Genomic DNA, 14,948 nt, shown 5'->3' on the forward strand with positions numbered 1-14,948 from the left:
GCTCTACCTCGGCGGGGCGAGGACCACGTGGAGGGTGCGTGGTCCGTGGACGCCCTCGACGCGGGAGAGCTCGATGTCGCTCGTCGCGCTGGGGCCGCTGATCCACGTCTGCGGTCGTTCCGGGTGCGCGGCGAGCAGCCGCACGGCCTCGGGCACGGTCTGCACCACCTGGTCCGTGCGCACGACGCAGACGTGCAGGTCGGGCACGAGCGTGATCGCCCGGCGGCCCTGGTCGGGCTCGCCGTCGAGCACGATCGTGCCGGTGTCGGCGATCGCGACGCACGCGGCCGTGACGACGGCTTCCACCCGGTCGAGCTCGTCGGGCGTGCGCGGGTCGTCGCGTGCGTCGGGCACGACGGCGGTCCCGGCACCCAGCGCGCCCAGCCACGCGTCGTCGAGCCCCGGCGGCACGACGACGGACGCCGCGTCCGCGAGCACGTCGCCCACGATCGTGGCGACCTCGGCCGGGCCGGCGGCCCGGTGGACGTGCGCCCGGTACTCGACGAGCCGGTCGACGAGGACGTCCACGGCTCCCGGCGACCCCGGCGCGAGGTCGCCGCGCTCGCGGTACGCCCGCGGGACCCGGCCCGACGCCGCCGACCCGCCCGCCGTCGACCCCCCGAGCGCGGCGCGCACGCGGGCGAGGACGTCGTCACGCGCGCTCACCGACCCTCACCCCTCTCGCCGAACCCTGGATCGTTCCCCGGTGCGGGCCCATCCTGAGGAGTGATCCCGGGTTCGGCGAACCCGCGATCGTTCCTCAGCGCGGACCGGTCCTGGGGAGGGACCACGGGGTCGGCCGGTGGGGTCGCACGGTCCGGGCGGTCGCGCCACCAGTCGCGGAAGGTCTGCTTCGCCGGGGCCGGGAGGTCGCGCGAGCGGGTCCAGGCGGACGCGGGGGGCGGGAGGGTCGTGATCCGGCCCGTCGGACCGGCGACCACGCGACCCAGACCCGCCGCCTTCTCCGCGAGCGCGAACCGTCGCGCGTCGGACATGACGAACGACGCCGCCTTCATCGCGGCGCCCCAGCCGGTCGGGCGGCCGCGGTCGGCGTCGACCTCGCGCGCCCGGAGCTCGACGAGGATCGACGGGATGTCGATCTTCACGGGGCACACCTCGTAGCACGCGCCGCACAGCGTCGAGGCGTAGGGGAGCGACGCGTTGGGGTCGTGGTGGCCGGAGAGCCCGCCGGAGGACTTCGTGAGCTGCGGCGTGAGGATCGCGCCGACCGGGCCGGGGTACACCGACCCGTAGGCGTGGCCGCCCACCCGCTCGTACACCGGGCACACGTTGAGGCACGCGGAGCAGCGGATGCAGTGCAGCGCGGCCCGCCCGACCTCGTCGGCGAGGACGTCGGTGCGCCCGTTGTCGAGCAGCACGAGGTGGAACTCCTGCGGGCCGTCGCCGGGCGTGACGCCCGTCCACAGGGACGTGTACGGGTTCATGCGCTCGCCCGTGGACGACCGCGGCAGGAGCTGGAGGAACACCTCCAGGTCGGTGTACGTGGGCACGACCTTCTCGATCCCCATGACCGTGATGAGCGTCTCGGGGAGCGTGAGGCACATGCGGCCGTTGCCCTCGGACTCGACGACGGTCAGCGTCCCCGTGTCCGCGACGCCGAAGTTCGCGCCGCTGATCGCGACCTTCGCCGAGAGGAACGTGCGGCGCAGGTGGGCGCGCGCGGCCATCGCGAGCTCGCGCGGGACGTCCGACAGGTCCGGCGGCGCGTCGCCCATGCGCGCGAGGAAGATCTCGCGGATCTCCGCGCGGTTGCGGTGGATCGCGGGCACGAGGATGTGCGACGGCATGTCGTCGGCGAGCTGCACGATGAGCTCCGCGAGGTCCGTCTCGTACGCCGCGATCCCCTCGGCGGCGAGCGCCTCGTTGAGCCCGGTCTCCTGCGTCGCCATGGACTTCACCTTGACGACCTCGTCGACGCCCTTGGCCTTCACGAGGTCCGCGACGATCCGGTTCGCCTCGTCGGCGTCGCGCGCCCAGTGCACGACGCCGCCGCGCGCCACGACGTTGCGCTCCAGCTCCTCGAGGAGGTCGGGCAGGCGCGCCATGACGTCGGTCTTGATCGCGGAGCCCGCGTCGCGCAGCGCCTCCCAGTCCGGCACCTCGCCGACGACGGCGGCGCGCTTGTCCCGGATGGTCGAGGTCGCGTGCGCGAGGTTGCGGCGCAGCTGCGTGTTCTGCAGCGCCGCGCGCGCGGCGTCGGGGAACGCGTCGCCCCAGCGCAGCGGCGCGTCGGGGTGCGGCACGTCGCCGAACGCGTCCGACGCCGCCGCTGCGCCCGCCGAGGTACCCGCCGACGTGCCGCGCGCGCCCGGGCGCGCGACGTCGTCGGGCAGGGTGCGCGCGCCGCGCCGGACGGGCAGGCCGAGGAACGTGCGGCTCACCGGGCACCCCCGCGCGTCGACGGACCGGCCCCGGCGAGGGCGGGCGTGTCCTTGGTGGACGCGAGGATCTCCGCGAAGTGGAGCGTGCGGACGCCCGCGCGGATGCGCGACAGGCCGCCGCCGATGTGCAGGAGGCACGACGCGTCGCCCGCGGTGAGGACCTCGGCGCCCGTCGCCTTCACGTGCGTCATCTTGTCGGCGAGCATCGCCGTCGAGGTCTCGGCGTTCTTCAGCGCGAAGGTGCCGCCGAACCCGCAGCACGCCTCCGCCGCGGGCAGCTCGACGAGGTCGATGCCCGCGACCGCGCGCAGGAGGCGCAGCGGCTTGTCGCCGACGTGGAGCATGCGCAGCGAGTGGCACGTCGGGTGGTAGGTGACGCGGTGCGGGAAGTAGGCGCCGACGTCGGTCACGGCGAGCACGTCGACGAGCAGCTCGGACAGCTCGTACGTCTTCGCGGCGACCGCGTCGGCGGTGCGCGCGAGGTCGTCGAGGCCGGCGCGCCGGCAGACCATGCCCTGCTGGTGCCGCACGGACCCGGTGCACGAGCCGGACGGGACGACGATCGCGTCCCACTCGCCGTCGAGCACGGGGGAGAACGCCTCGACATGGTTCCGCACCACGGGGACCGCCTCGTCGAGGTACCCGGTGTTGACGTGCATCTGGCCGCAGCAGGCCTGGCGCTCGGGGAAGAACACCTCGTGCCCGAGGCGCTCGAGGAGGAGGGCGGTGGCGCGCGGTGCCTGCGGGAACATCACGTCGCCGAGGCAGGTCGCGGTGAGGGCTATGCGCATCAGGGCTCCGGGAGAGGGCGAGTCCGGTCCAGTCTCGCCGGGGCGCGTCCGTGCCGCCTGTCGAGACCCCCGCGGCGAGGCGCTGCGGTTGTGGTCGGACGACGTGGCTCTGCCGGCCCTGGTGCGGTACGGACGCCGGGGTGGCGGGACGGACGGTCCCACCACCCCGGCGGTCTCCGGTCAGGCCGAGCAGGTGGCCGTCGGGAGCGTGGTGTTGCCGTTCGAGTACAGCGTGATGCCGAAGGCGTCGCCGTTGCCGTTGGGTGTCGCGGTGAGGGTGCCGCTCGTGCCGGAGACGGCGGCGTTCCAGGAGTTCTGCAGGCTCTGGCCGGAGCCGGTGCGGATGGTCACGGTCCAGTCGGACGCGCCGGAGACCTGGAACGTGGTGTTGAAGCGGTCGCCCCAGGAGTCACCCCGCGTCACGGTCACGGTGCACGTCTCGCCGCCGCCTCCCGAGCCCGACGAGCACGTGGCCGTCGGGAGCGTGGTGTTGCCGTTCGAGTACAGCGTGATGCCGAAGGCGTCGCCGTTCCCGTTCGGTGTCGCGGTGAGGGTGCCGCTCGTGCCGGTGACCGCGGCGTTCCAGGAGTTCTGCAGGCTCTGGCCGGAGCCGGTGCGGATGGTCACGGTCCAGTCGGACGCGCCGGAGACCTGGAACGTGGTGTTGAAGCGGTCGCCCCAGGAGTCGCCCCGCGTCACGGTCACGGTGCAGGAGCCGCCCGGGTTCTCCCCCGGGCCGCCGGGCGTCCCGCCGCCGCTGTTGAGCTGGTCGAGCACGGCGGTGTAGGCGGCCTTCTTGTTCCCGTTGCCGTCGAACAGCAGCGGGGTGCCGGACGCGCGCCACGAGTCGGTGTCCCGCACGCCCCAGACGGTGATGCCGGTGCAGCGCGACACGGCCATGCACGCCTGGACGACGCCGCGGTACTGCTCCGCCTGCGACGAGCCGGAGCCCTCGATGTCGAGCTCGGTGATCTGCACGTCGACGCCGAGGTCGGCGAAGTTCTGGAGGGTGGTGTGGTAGTTGCTCGGCACCGGGTTGCCCGAGTTGAAGTGGGCCTGGAAGCCGACGCAGTCGATCGGCACCCCCCGCGCCTTGAAGTCGCGGACCATGTTGTACACGGCCTGGGTCTTCGCGTGGCTCCAGTTGTCGGTGTTGTAGTCGTTGTAGCAGAGCTTGGCGCCGGGGTCGGCGGCGCGGGCCGCGCGGAATGCCGCCTCGATCCAGTCGTTGCCGGTGCGCTGCAGGTTCGAGTCGCGACGCGCGCCCGAGCTGCCGTCGGCGAACGCCTCGTTCACGACGTCCCACGCGTAGATCTTGCCGCGGTAGTGCGTCGCGACCTGCGTCACGTGGTTGAGCATCGCCTGGCGGAGCGCGGAGCCCGACATGTTCTGCATCCAGCCCGGCTGCTGCGAGTGCCACGCGAGGGCGTGCCCGCGGACCTGCTTCCCCCGGCTCGTGGCCCAGTTGACGATCTGGTCGCCCTGGGAATAGTTGAACTGGTTCTGCGACGGCTCCGTCGCGTCCATCTTCATCTCGTTCTCGGCCGTGATCGTGTCGAACTCGCGGTTCGCGATGGTCGAGTACGTCGAGTCGGACAGCCTGCCCGCCGCGAGGGCGGTGCCGAAGTAGCGGCCGGACTCGGCGGCCGCCGCCTCGAGGGTGGAGCCGGCAGCCTGCGCGGAGCCCGCGCCGACGCCGGTGGTGATGAGCACGGCAACGAGCGCGGCCAGGGTGGCCGACCTCCTGCCGTTCGTGCTGCGCAAGGGTAGTGCTCGGGTCATCGTCGATCCTCTTCCTCCCGGGTGGACCACCGTTGGCCACCAGCGCGAACAACGTGCGCACGTGACGCTAGTCACACTGCGGCAGGATGGCAATCGTTATCGATACCGTTTTACATGCTGGGACGGAGCACCGGCTTCTGGCTCGCTGGAAGCGGCTCGCCCCCTGCGGAGCCTCGTAGCGCGGCCCGGTCGACCCGAGCGTCGCGACGTCGACCCTCAGAGGGCCGATCTCGGACGCTCGGGTCGATCTCGCATCGCCTCGGCGAGCCCGGCCAGGCGGCGCTCCAGGAGGCGGCGGTCGCCCTCGCGGTCGACGAGCGCGAGGGCGCGACGCAGGTCGACGGCGGCCTCCGCGGGTCGGCCGGCGCGCTCGAGCAGCTCCGCGCGGACCGCGGGCAGCAGGTGGTACCCCGCGAGCGCGGGCTCGGCGGCGACGGCGTCGATCGCCGCGAGGCCGGGCTCCGCGCCGTGCACCTCGGCGACGGCGACCGCGCGGTTGAGCGCGACGACCGGCGAACCGGTGAGGTCGAGCAGCACGTCGTACAGGCCCAGGATCTGCGGCCAGTCGGTCGCCTCGGCGTCGGGGGCCTCGTCGTGCAGCGCCGCGACGGCGGCCTGCACCTGGTACGCCCCGGGACGCCCGACGGCGAGCGCCGCCTCCAGCTCGGCCACTCCCTCCGCGATCTCGTCGTGCCGCCAGCGCGCGCGGTCCTGCTCCGCGAGGGTGCGCGTCGAGCCGTCGGGTCCGACGCGCTCGTCCCGGCGGGCGTGCTGGAGCAGCAGGAGGGCGAGCAGCCCGCGGGCCTCCGGCTCGTCGTCGAGCAGCCGTGCGGCCAGGCGCGCGAGCCGGACGGCGACGTCGGCGAGCGCACGCCGTTCGGCCGATCCCTCGACCACGTCGGAGGGCTCCGCCCAGGCGTCGTACCCCTCCGTGAAGAGCACGTACAGGACGGCGAGGACGCCGTCGACGCGCTCCGCCCGGAGCTCGGCGGGCGGCACCCGGAACGTCATCCCGGTCGCGTGGATGCGGCGCTTGGCCCGGACGAGGCGCTGCGCCATCGTCGCCTCGGGGACGAGGAAGGCGCGCGCGACCTGGGCGGTCGTCATGCCGGTCAGCGACCGCAAGGTCAGGGCGACGCGAGCCTCGGCGGGCAGGGCCGGGTGGCAGCACGTGAACAGCAGGCGCAGGAGGTCGCCGTCCGGGTCGTCCAGGTCCCACGCGTCGTCCTCGAGGCCGAGGGCGACCTGCTCGACGACGGGGTCCGGGCCACCGTTCCGGGACCCGGCGTCGACGCGCTCGCCCAGGCGGCCCGCGGCGGCAACGCGCTCCGCCTCGACCCGTCGCCGGCGCAGGACGTCGATCGCGTGCCGGCGGGCCGTCGTCGTGAGCCAGGCGCCGGGCCGCTCGGGGACGCCGTCGCGGTCCCAGGTGCGCAGCGCGGTCGCGAACGCCTCCTGCGCGGACTCCTCGGCGAGGTCGAGGTCGCCCGTGCTGCGCGCGACCGCGCCGAGGACGCGTCCCCATTCGGTGCGGAACGCGTCCTCGACGGCGCGGCGCGGGTCCGTCACGACCGGCGGGTCAGGAGCCGTCGAGGTCCAGCGGCCACGCAGGGTGCAGCTCGATCGCCCCGCCGTACGCCATGGGGTGCTCGGACGCGATGGCGATCGCGGCGTCCAGGTCGGGCGCCTCGAGGACGTCGAACCCGGCGATCGTCTCCTTGGTCTCGGAGAACGGCCCGTCGGTGACGAGGACCTTGCCGCCGCGCACCCGGACGCCGACGGCGTCCTCCGCGGGTCGCAGCCGGTCGCCCAGCACCGCGGCGCCGCTGCCGTAGTGGCGCCCGACCCACTCCTCGATCGGGGGTGCCGCCGCGGCCTCCTCGGGGCGCAGGTCGGGGTCGTGCGGCGTGCTGAGCACGAGCATGAGGTAACGCATCACAGGTCCTCCGCCCTCGTCGTCGCGGGCCGGCGGAGCGCCGTCGGCCCGTAGAGCACCACGTCGGCGGCGTCGATTCCGTCGCCCACGCCGCGCCGTCCGTCACGGTAGCGCGCGAGGTCCGGCGGCTGCTCCCGGTTCGCGGCGAGGATCGTCTCCAGAAAGGTCATCGTGCCTCCTCGGTCGTGCGGCCCGTGCGGCCGCTCACCAGGACGACGAACGACCGTCGCCGAGATCGACACCTCACGCGGACGAGTTCTGGGGAGCGGACTGCGGCGGGCGCTGGGCGCGAGATCGACCCGAGCATCCGAGATCGACCCTCGGGAGGTCGATCTGAAGGCGGACGGGTCGATCTCGCGGGCGTGAGTGGGGTTCGGCGACGGGCTCACGCGCCCAGCGGGGGGTAGGAGGCCCTCGGGAGGTGGTAGGCGAGGTCGACGGCGGTGTCGATCGCCTCGTCGAAGTCGAGGCGGTGCTCGGCGACGAGGCGGGCGAGGTGGCCGGCGTCGATCCGGCGTGCGAGGTCGTGGCGGGCGGGGATGGAGCAGAACGCGCGCGTGTCGTCGACGAACCCGCTCGTGTTGTAGAAGCCCGCGGTGTCGGTCGCGGCCTCGCGGAAGCGGCGCATGCCGTCGGGGGTGTCGAGGAACCACCACGGGGCGCCGAGCCGCAGCGCCGGGTAGACCCCCGCGAGCGGGGCGAGCTCGCGCGAGAACGTGTCCTCGTCGACGGTGAACGCGATCATCCGGAAGCCCGGGTGGTGGCCGAACGCCTCGAGGACCGGACGCAGCGCGCGGACGTACTCGGTGCGCTCGGGGATGTCGTAGCCCCTGTCGGGACCGTACGCCTGCACGACGCCGGCGCAGTGGTCGCGCAGGACGCCGGGGTGGAGCTGCATCACGAGGCCGTCCTCGGCCGACATCGCAGCCATCTGGAAGAGCATGTGCGCCGAGAACGCCCGGGCGTCCGCCGCGGTGGCCTCGCCGCGCAGCGCGCGGTCGAGGACGCGGGCGGCGTCGGCGTCGTCGAGGGGCGTGGTGTCCGCGGTGCGGTGGCCGTGGTCGGTCGCGCGGGCGCCGGCCGCGACGAACGCGGCGCGGCGCGCCCGGAGCGCGTCGAGGTAGGACCGGTAGTCGACGACGTCCGTCCCCGCGGCCGCGCCGAGCTCGGCCACCTGGGCGGCCCAGTCGGCGCGGTCGACGTGCAGGAGCGGGTCGGGGCGGAACGTCGGCACGACGCGCTCGCCCCAACCGTCCGCGGCGAGGCGCGCGTGGTCGGCGAGCGGGGACTGCGCGGGGTCGGTCGTCGCGAGGAGCTCGAGGCCGAACTGCTCGAAGAGCGCGCGCGGTCGGAACTCGGGTCGTGCGAGGCGGTCGACCAGGTGGTCGTACAGGGCGTCGGCGGTCTGTGCCGACGGGCGCACCGGGGCGCCGAAGACCTCGACGAGCGCGTGCTCGGTCCAGTAGCGCGTCGGGGTGCCGCGGAACAGGTGCCAGCCCGCGCAGAACCGGCGCCAGATCTCGCGCGGGTCCGTCTCGGCGGGCGCGGTGCCGTCGGGAGCGCCGGGCACGGGCGCGACGCCGAGGTCCTGGACGCCGCGCACGCCCGGCGCGCCGTGCGGTGACGTGCTCTGCGCGACGAGCATGCGCACGAGGTAGTGGTCGGGCGTGACGAACAGCGCCGCTGGGTCGCCGAACGACGCGTCGTCGGCGAGCAGCGCGGCGTCGACGTGCCCGTGCATGGAGACGATCGGGAGGTCGCGCGTCGCCGCGTAGACCTCGCGGGCGAGCGGTCGGAGCACGGGGTCGGCGGGGAGCGCGCGGTCGGGGTGCAGGGACCACGGCGCCGTCGCGGTGGTCGGGTCCAGGTGGGCCGTGCTCGTCACGGGTTCCTCCAGAGGCATCGTTGCGAACGTTTGCATCGTACGCCACGGGGTCTCTCGGAGCGAAAGCCGCGGGGCCGCTACAATCGTTCGCAGCCCCGGGTCTCCCTGCGGGGCCCCGAGCGCCGAGGAGGCAGCCGTGGTCACCGTCCGTGACGTCGCCCGCGAGAGCGGGGTGTCGATCTCCACGGTCTCCCGCGCCCTCGCCGAGCCCGAGCGCGTCGCCCCGGAGACGCGCGACCGCGTCGTCGCCGTCGCCCACCGCCTCGGGTACCGGCCCAACCGCGCCGCGAGCGGGCTGCGTGCCGGTCGCACCGGGGCCCTCGGTCTCGTCGTGCCCGACCTGGAGAACCCGTACTTCGCGTCCGTGACCAAGGGCGTGCAGGCGCGGGCGCGCCAGACGGGCCACGCCGTGTTCGTCGTCGACGCGGGGGAGGACCCCGCGCTCGAGACCGAGCTCGTGACCGGGCTGCGGTCCCAGACGGACGGGCTCGTGCTGTGCTCTCCGCGTGCCGCCGAGGCCGACCTGGACGCAGCGCGGGGCGCCCCCGTCGTCCTCGTCAACCTCCGGCACGACGGCGTGCCCTCCGTCTCCTCGGACGACGCGCACGGCGTCGTCCTCGCCGTCGAGCACCTGCGGGCGCTCGGGCACCGCCGCGTCGCGTACGTCGGCGGGCCCGACCGGTCGTGGTCCGACGCGCGCCGCCGCGCCGGGCTCGACGTCGTCCGCGAGCGCTACCCCGACGTCGAGACCGTCACCGTGGGGTCGTTCCGCCCCCGTGTCGAGGGCGGTCGTGCGGCCGCCGACCTCGTCGTCGCGTCGGGGGCGACGGCGGTCCTCGCCTACAACGACCTCGTCGCCCTCGGCCTCGTCGCGCGACTCCGGGAGCGCGGCGTCGACGTGCCGCGCGACCTCAGCGTCGTCGGGTTCGACGACACGTTCGTCGCGACCCTCGCGTCGCCCCCGCTCACCACGGTCCGCACCGACCTCGCGCGCCTCGGTGCCCGCGCCGTCGACCGCCTGGTCGCGGCGCTCGGCACGCGTCGCGGGGCCGTCGCCGACGCCGACGGGTCGCCGGAGCCCGCGACGGCGCCCGACGACGTCCTCCCCGTCGAGCTCATGGTGCGCGACTCCACGACCCTCGCCCCCGCGAGATAGAGCCTCCGGTCTCGGCGTAGAGCTCGCCGGGCTCTACCTCGCGACGGGAGCCGCTATCTCGCGCGCCACCTGGGTTCCATGGCGCACGACCGAGACGGGGCCGCCTCGCGCGCCGAGTGGCGCGCGGGACGGCCCCGGGACCGGAGCGGGCCGGTCAGCCGCAGGACGGCTGGCCGTGCTCCGGGGTCGCGACGGTCTCCCGCTCGTCGGAGGTGTCGGACGGACGGGCGGTGACGGTCACGGATCCGGCCGTCGGGTCCTCCACGCCCCGGACGGCGAACGACTGGTAGGCGTTCTTGCCAGGAGCGACGTCCGTGAACGTCCTGGACCCGTACGGCGTGTCGAGGACGACGTCCAGCGGGACGGTGTCCTCGTTGAGCGCGCGGACCGCGACGTACGGCGTGCCCGCGAGGCACCGGACCTCGGCGGTCGCGGTGATCGCGACCTCCTCCTGGCCGGGCTCCTCGACGCTGGAGAGGCGCTCGATCCAGATGTTGCGGAACCGGGGGTTGAGGCCGGGGTCGCCGTGGTCCTGGAGCTTGATGTACCCCGACGTCGGTCCCTCCGCCCGGCCGTTGCCGGTCTTGCCGGTGACGGCGACGTCGTCGTGCACGACCTGCCCGTTCCACACGAGCGTGAGGCGCGCGTCCTCGGTCTTCTTGCCGTCGGGGCCGAAGCGGGCTCCGCGGAACGTGATGTCGTACGTCTGCCACGTGCCCATCGGCGTCGCCGCGTTCACGTCGGGAGCCCTCTGGAGGTAGATCGCCCCGGCGTGGTCGTTCCGCGGCGGGTCGATGCCGAAGGACTCGAGCACCTGCACCTCGTACCGCTCCTGGATGTAGACGCCGCTGTTGCCGCGCGCCTGGCCCGTGACGTCGGGCGCGTGCTCGGGCTGGTACCACTCGACGTGCATCCGGAAGTCGTCGAACTTCTCCTGGGTGCGGATGTCGCCGCCGAACGACTCGACGGAGCCGTCGGCGATCGGCCACGTCGCGGGACCGCCGCCGTTGACGGCCGCCCACTGGTCGAGGTCGTCGCCGTCGAACAGCGTGATGCGCTCGGTCGGGGTGACGGTGAGGCTGTCGAGGTTGACGTGCCCGATGTCGTCGTCGTCGTGCCGGATCGTGATGGTGTTGGCGCCCGCGCGCAGCGGCACGGTCTCGACCTGGGTGGCCCAGGTGGACCACGCCACGGTGCTGTCGAACCAGACCTGCTTGAGCTTCTCGCCGTTGACGTAGAGGCTCAGGTTCCTCGGCAGCGGCGCGGGGTCGCTGTTCTGGCCGTTGGCGTAGCGGATCGCGAGGTCGTGCAGGCCGGCCTCCTCGGTGCGGACGGCGAACGTCGTCTGGGCGCCCGGCTCCCAGTTGCGGTCGACGAACCCGGAGCCCGAGTAGCCGGCGTGGTTGCTGTTCCACCCGGCGCCGCCGCTGATGTCCGCGGCCTCGGCCTCGTAGACCGGCGGGGCGACGGAGCCGTCGGGCAGGCGGGTGAGGGTGTACCAGGCCTCGGTGCTCCACAGCTCCTGGCCGGTCTCGGACGCGAAGGGGCGCGGGGAGTGGACGTTCACGACCCGCCCGGGCTTCAGCCCGTCGATCTGGAGCGTGACGGTCTTCCGGTCCTCCGACACGGTCGCGGAGGCGACGTCGAGGTCCTCCTCGTCGACCTTCGGGCCGCCGTACTGCGGGGTCGCGACGTAGCGCCACTGCGCGGCGGTGTACTTCGACGCGAGGTCCTGCGCCGTCTCCTCGGAGAGCGGCTGCGTGTACTCGATCTCGAACCCGCCCTCGACGGCGCGCATCGCGAGCATGTCGAACGCGTCGTTGCCGTCGTACGTGAGCTTCTGCAGCCCGTACGAGAGCTTGCCCGCCTGGCCCCAGTTGCCCGACCAGCCGATGCCGCCGACGTAGATCGCGCCGTCGGGGCCGACGCTCGTGCGGCTGACGCCGGACTCGAGGCCCTGCGTCATGCGGAAGACGGCGCCCTGCTCCTGGCCTGCGACATCCTCGAGGTAGGCGCGCTGGAGCCCGCCGTACGTCACGTCGCCGATCGCGAGCTGCCCGGCGAACACGCCCTCGGTGAGCACGACCGGGTTGCTCGGCGAGTTCGAGATCTCGTTGTGCGGCATCCACAGGACCGGCTCGGTGACGGGCTGGTCGTCGTAGGGGCCGTCGGGGTTGGTGAAGTGGTTGTAGAACGCGCCCTCCTCGACGCGCACCAGCTTGGACGTCGGGATGCGGACGCCCTGGTTGTCGGTGACGTACATCGCGCCGTCGGTGCCCCAGCCCAGCCCGTTCGGGGTGCGCAGGCCGCCCGCGACGTACTCGACCTCGCCGGTCTCCTTGCTGATCTTCATGACCGAGCCGCGGTTCTCCGCGAGCTGCGGGTCGAGCGAGTTGCCGCCCGGCACCATGGCGATGCCGGTGGTGACGTAGAAGTAGCCGTCCTCGTAGAGGAGACCGAACGCGAACTCGTGGTAGTTGCCGCCGAACGGCCAGGTCGCGAACGTGTCGTACTCGTCGGCGACCTCGTCGCCGTCGGTGTCGACGAGCGCCGTGAGGCCGTCCTTCTCGGACACGTAGATCGTGCCGTCGACGTACTTGAGGCCCATCGGCTCCGTCAGGCCCTCGGCGACCTTCGTGTAGGTCACGTCGTCCGCGCCGGTGTCGCCCTGGACGTGGTCGATCAGGTAGACCTCGCCGCGCTGCGTGAGCCGGTCGCCGCCCCACGTGGAGATGGCCAGACGGCCGTCGGGCAGCCAGTCCATGCCCGTCACCTGCGGCTGGAAGCCCTCGGGGCGCAGGTCGGTGAGCGTGTAGTCGGGGTGCACCTCGGTGAGCGGCAGGCCGTCGCCCGGTGCCTCGGTGATGCCCTCGCACTCCTTGCGGCCGGGCGACGTGACGCGCGTGACGTCGGCGTCGGTGCTCAGCACGGAGTTCGGGACGAGCACGTAGCCCGAGGCGCCCGGCGGCCGCCACTCGAGCTTGAGCCGCTGGTCGAACTCGCCGTCGAAGTGGTCGATGCGCAGCGCGCGGTAGCCCGCGTCGAGCTGGATCGACCCCTCCTTGGACGTCGCGCCGTGACGGCCCGGGTGGTCGACGACGAGCTCGTCGTCGAGCAGCAGTCGCGCGCCGTCGTCGTTCGTGATCCGGAAGTCGTACGTGCCGGCTTCGGGGACGTTCAGGTACCCCGTCACCTCGGTGACGAACTTGTCCGTGAGGCCGAAGTCGGCCGCCGTGGTCCAGTCGATGGTCGGCATGATCTTGTCGACGTTGGGCGTCTGCCCGGGCTTGAGCGTGCAGTAGTCGTCGAGGATGACCTGGACGTCGAAGACGCGCAGGGTCACGCCGGGCTCCTGCGGGCGGATGTCCGCCTGCGTCGCGGCGGGTGCCACGGCGGGTGCGGCGGTCGGCACCGCGGCCTGGGCCGTGAGGACGCCGGACGGCACGGCCAGGGCGGCGAGCGCGGCCACGAGGGCACGCCGTCTTCTGCGGCGGGGCCGGGGCGTGCCGTGCGGGGGTGGTGCGTCGGTCGAGGGGTGTTCCATCAGCCTGCCTCTCCGTCGAGGACCGTGCGTCGGACTGCGCACAGGGCGCGCATCGGTGCGCTGTGCCGTCACTATCCGGGCGCGCACGACGTCCGGGCAACGAGTTGCCACTTGTTGCCCGGCCCGGCGGCGACCGCGCCGCGGGCGGGTGCGGTCAGGCCGGGCGGCCGGTCGAGCCGCGCTCGACGAGCTTCGCCGGGAGCAGCGTCGGCCCGGCGGCCGGCGCGGGCGACGTGCGGAGCTGGGCCAGGAGCCGCTGGACCGCGAACGACCCGAAGTGGCGCAGCGGTGCGGCGACGGTCGTGAGCGGCGGGGTGCAGAAGTCCGAGCCGAAGATGTTGTCGAACCCGACGATGCTCAGGTCGCGCGGCACCTCGACCCCGAGCCGGCGCAGGCCGCGCATCGCGCCGATCGCGATGAGGTCGTTGTACGCGACGGCCGCCGTGGCGGGGTGCTTGACGAGCGACTTGGCCGCGGAGAGCCCGCCGGCGAGGGTCGGCGCGAACGGGCCGATCCGCCGCGCCTGCACGTCGGTCTCGCGTGTCGCCTCGCGGAACGCTCGCCAGCGCATCCCGTCGGCCCACGACGCCTCGGGCCCCGCGACGTAGGCGAGGCTCGTGTGCCCGAGCCCGGCCAGGTGCTCGACGGCGCTGCGCATGCCCTGGGCGTTGTCCGTCAGGACGCTCGGGACGTCGGTCATGTGCCGGTTCATGACGACGGTGGGCCGCTGCTTCGCGGCGACCCGGATCGAGGAGTCCGAGAGCCGGGAGGTCGCGAGGATCAGACCTTCCACGAGGGGCAGCGTCCGGTCGAGCGCGCGGCGCTCCGCCTCGTCGGACTCGTGGGCGTCGACCATGAGCAGCGTGTACCCGGCGTCGCGGGCCGTCTTCTCCGCGCCGCGGATGATCTCGAAGAAGAAGGGGTTGGTCACGTCGGCCACGACGATCGCGAGCAGCGAGGTCCGGCCGCTCGGCAGGCCGCGGGCCAGCGGGTTCGTCCGGTACCCGAGCTCGTTGGCGACCTGGCGGATCCGCTCCGCGGTCTGCGCGTTGACGCGGCCGGGACGCGAGAACGTCCGTGACACGGTCGAGGGGGCGACGCCGGCCGCCTGGGCGACGTCGTAGATCGTCGGGCTGGCACCATTGCCGGCTGAGGTCATGCGGTCGGACTGTAACGGGCGTGACAGCGCCGGACAACAACCGGTTGTCACCCTCGTGTCGCGGCCGTGCCCCGTGACCAGCCGATACGCACGCCGCGGCCGCCCGGTGCCCGCCCCTCGCGCCGCCCGACCGCAGGTCTCGTGGCAACCCACGGCAACCGACGGCAACTCCTTGACGGGCCCCGAACGGCATCCTCCAATGGCTCCGTGATCTCGCGTGCGAACGCGTCCCTGCGCCCGACGACGGCACGTCGGCGGCCTGGACCTCGACCCTCCGGTGCCGTCCCGGTCCT

At 73.7% G+C, this 14,948-nt stretch carries 11 protein-coding genes; 1 reads left to right on the forward strand and 10 read right to left on the reverse strand.

What is annotated here, in order from left to right; genetic code table 11:
* Window positions 1-3: 3 nt before the first annotated feature.
* The 8 genes from ABRQ22_RS17635 to uxaC form a co-directional block, all read right to left on the reverse strand.
* Window positions 4-666: an LUD domain-containing protein gene (locus ABRQ22_RS17635; protein ID WP_353707678.1), complete on the reverse strand. Its 663-nt coding sequence runs from the start codon at window positions 664-666 to the stop codon at window positions 4-6.
* Window positions 663-2,264, reverse strand: a complete 1,602-nt coding sequence (locus ABRQ22_RS17640) for a LutB/LldF family L-lactate oxidation iron-sulfur protein (protein ID WP_353709573.1) — start codon at window positions 2,262-2,264, stop codon at window positions 663-665. Before ABRQ22_RS17640 ends, ABRQ22_RS17635 begins: the two co-directional genes overlap by 4 nt.
* Window positions 2,265-2,398: 134 nt before the next feature.
* Window positions 2,399-3,193 (reverse strand): (Fe-S)-binding protein, encoded by a 795-nt coding sequence (locus ABRQ22_RS17645; protein ID WP_353707679.1) that lies wholly within the window; start codon window positions 3,191-3,193, stop codon window positions 2,399-2,401.
* Window positions 3,194-3,373: 180 nt separating this feature from the next.
* Window positions 3,374-4,975 carry an endo-1,4-beta-xylanase gene (locus tag ABRQ22_RS17650; protein ID WP_353707680.1) on the reverse strand — a complete coding sequence of 534 codons (1,602 nt, stop codon included), beginning with the start codon at window positions 4,973-4,975 and terminating at the stop codon, window positions 3,374-3,376.
* A 216-nt stretch (window positions 4,976-5,191) separates the two neighbouring features.
* On the reverse strand, window positions 5,192-6,544 hold the full coding sequence (locus ABRQ22_RS17655; protein WP_353707681.1) for a DUF6596 domain-containing protein: 1,353 nt from the start codon (window positions 6,542-6,544) through the stop codon (window positions 5,192-5,194).
* Between the two features lie 10 nt (window positions 6,545-6,554).
* A complete protein-coding gene (locus ABRQ22_RS17660; protein WP_353707682.1) occupies window positions 6,555-6,911 on the reverse strand; it encodes a YciI family protein in 357 nt (118 codons plus the stop codon).
* Window positions 6,911-7,081 (reverse strand): hypothetical protein, encoded by a 171-nt coding sequence (locus ABRQ22_RS17665; RefSeq protein WP_253054958.1) that lies wholly within the window; start codon window positions 7,079-7,081, stop codon window positions 6,911-6,913. Before ABRQ22_RS17665 ends, ABRQ22_RS17660 begins: the two co-directional genes overlap by 1 nt.
* A 215-nt stretch (window positions 7,082-7,296) precedes the next feature.
* Window positions 7,297-8,796, reverse strand: a complete 1,500-nt coding sequence (gene uxaC / locus ABRQ22_RS17670) for a glucuronate isomerase (protein WP_353707683.1) — start codon at window positions 8,794-8,796, stop codon at window positions 7,297-7,299.
* A gap of 136 nt (window positions 8,797-8,932) precedes the next feature.
* Here uxaC and ABRQ22_RS17675 point away from each other — a divergent pair, with 136 nt between their 5' ends.
* Window positions 8,933-9,952: a LacI family DNA-binding transcriptional regulator gene (locus ABRQ22_RS17675; RefSeq protein WP_353707684.1), complete on the forward strand. Its 1,020-nt coding sequence runs from the start codon at window positions 8,933-8,935 to the stop codon at window positions 9,950-9,952.
* A 154-nt stretch (window positions 9,953-10,106) separates the two neighbouring features.
* Here the strand turns inward: ABRQ22_RS17675 and ABRQ22_RS17680 are convergent, their stop codons facing one another.
* Complete coding sequence (locus ABRQ22_RS17680) at window positions 10,107-13,496, reverse strand: family 16 glycoside hydrolase (RefSeq protein ID WP_353707685.1); 3,390 nt, start codon at window positions 13,494-13,496, stop codon at window positions 10,107-10,109.
* A 154-nt stretch (window positions 13,497-13,650) separates the two neighbouring features.
* Window positions 13,651-14,655 (reverse strand): LacI family DNA-binding transcriptional regulator, encoded by a 1,005-nt coding sequence (locus ABRQ22_RS17685; protein ID WP_253054962.1) that lies wholly within the window; start codon window positions 14,653-14,655, stop codon window positions 13,651-13,653.
* Window positions 14,656-14,948: the final 293 nt, after the last annotated feature.

Source organism: Cellulosimicrobium sp. ES-005 (assembly GCF_040448685.1).
In the GTDB taxonomy this organism is placed as follows: domain Bacteria; phylum Actinomycetota; class Actinomycetes; order Actinomycetales; family Cellulomonadaceae; genus Cellulosimicrobium; species Cellulosimicrobium cellulans_G.

What these genes read in the sequence shown, in the direction of transcription:
- ABRQ22_RS17645 (WP_353707679.1), bottom strand. Translation starts at nt 3,193, where the DNA reads ATGCGCATAGCCCTCACCGCGACCTGCCTCGGCGACGTGATGTTCCCG.
- ABRQ22_RS17650 (WP_353707680.1), bottom strand. Translation starts at nt 4,975, where the DNA reads ATGACCCGAGCACTACCCTTGCGCAGCACGAACGGCAGGAGGTCGGCC.
- ABRQ22_RS17660 (WP_353707682.1), bottom strand. Translation starts at nt 6,911, where the DNA reads ATGCGTTACCTCATGCTCGTGCTCAGCACGCCGCACGACCCCGACCTG.
- ABRQ22_RS17665 (WP_253054958.1), bottom strand. Translation starts at nt 7,081, where the DNA reads ATGACCTTTCTGGAGACGATCCTCGCCGCGAACCGGGAGCAGCCGCCG.
- ABRQ22_RS17680 (WP_353707685.1), bottom strand. Translation starts at nt 13,496, where the DNA reads ATGGAACACCCCTCGACCGACGCACCACCCCCGCACGGCACGCCCCGG.
- ABRQ22_RS17685 (WP_253054962.1), bottom strand. Translation starts at nt 14,655, where the DNA reads ATGACCTCAGCCGGCAATGGTGCCAGCCCGACGATCTACGACGTCGCC.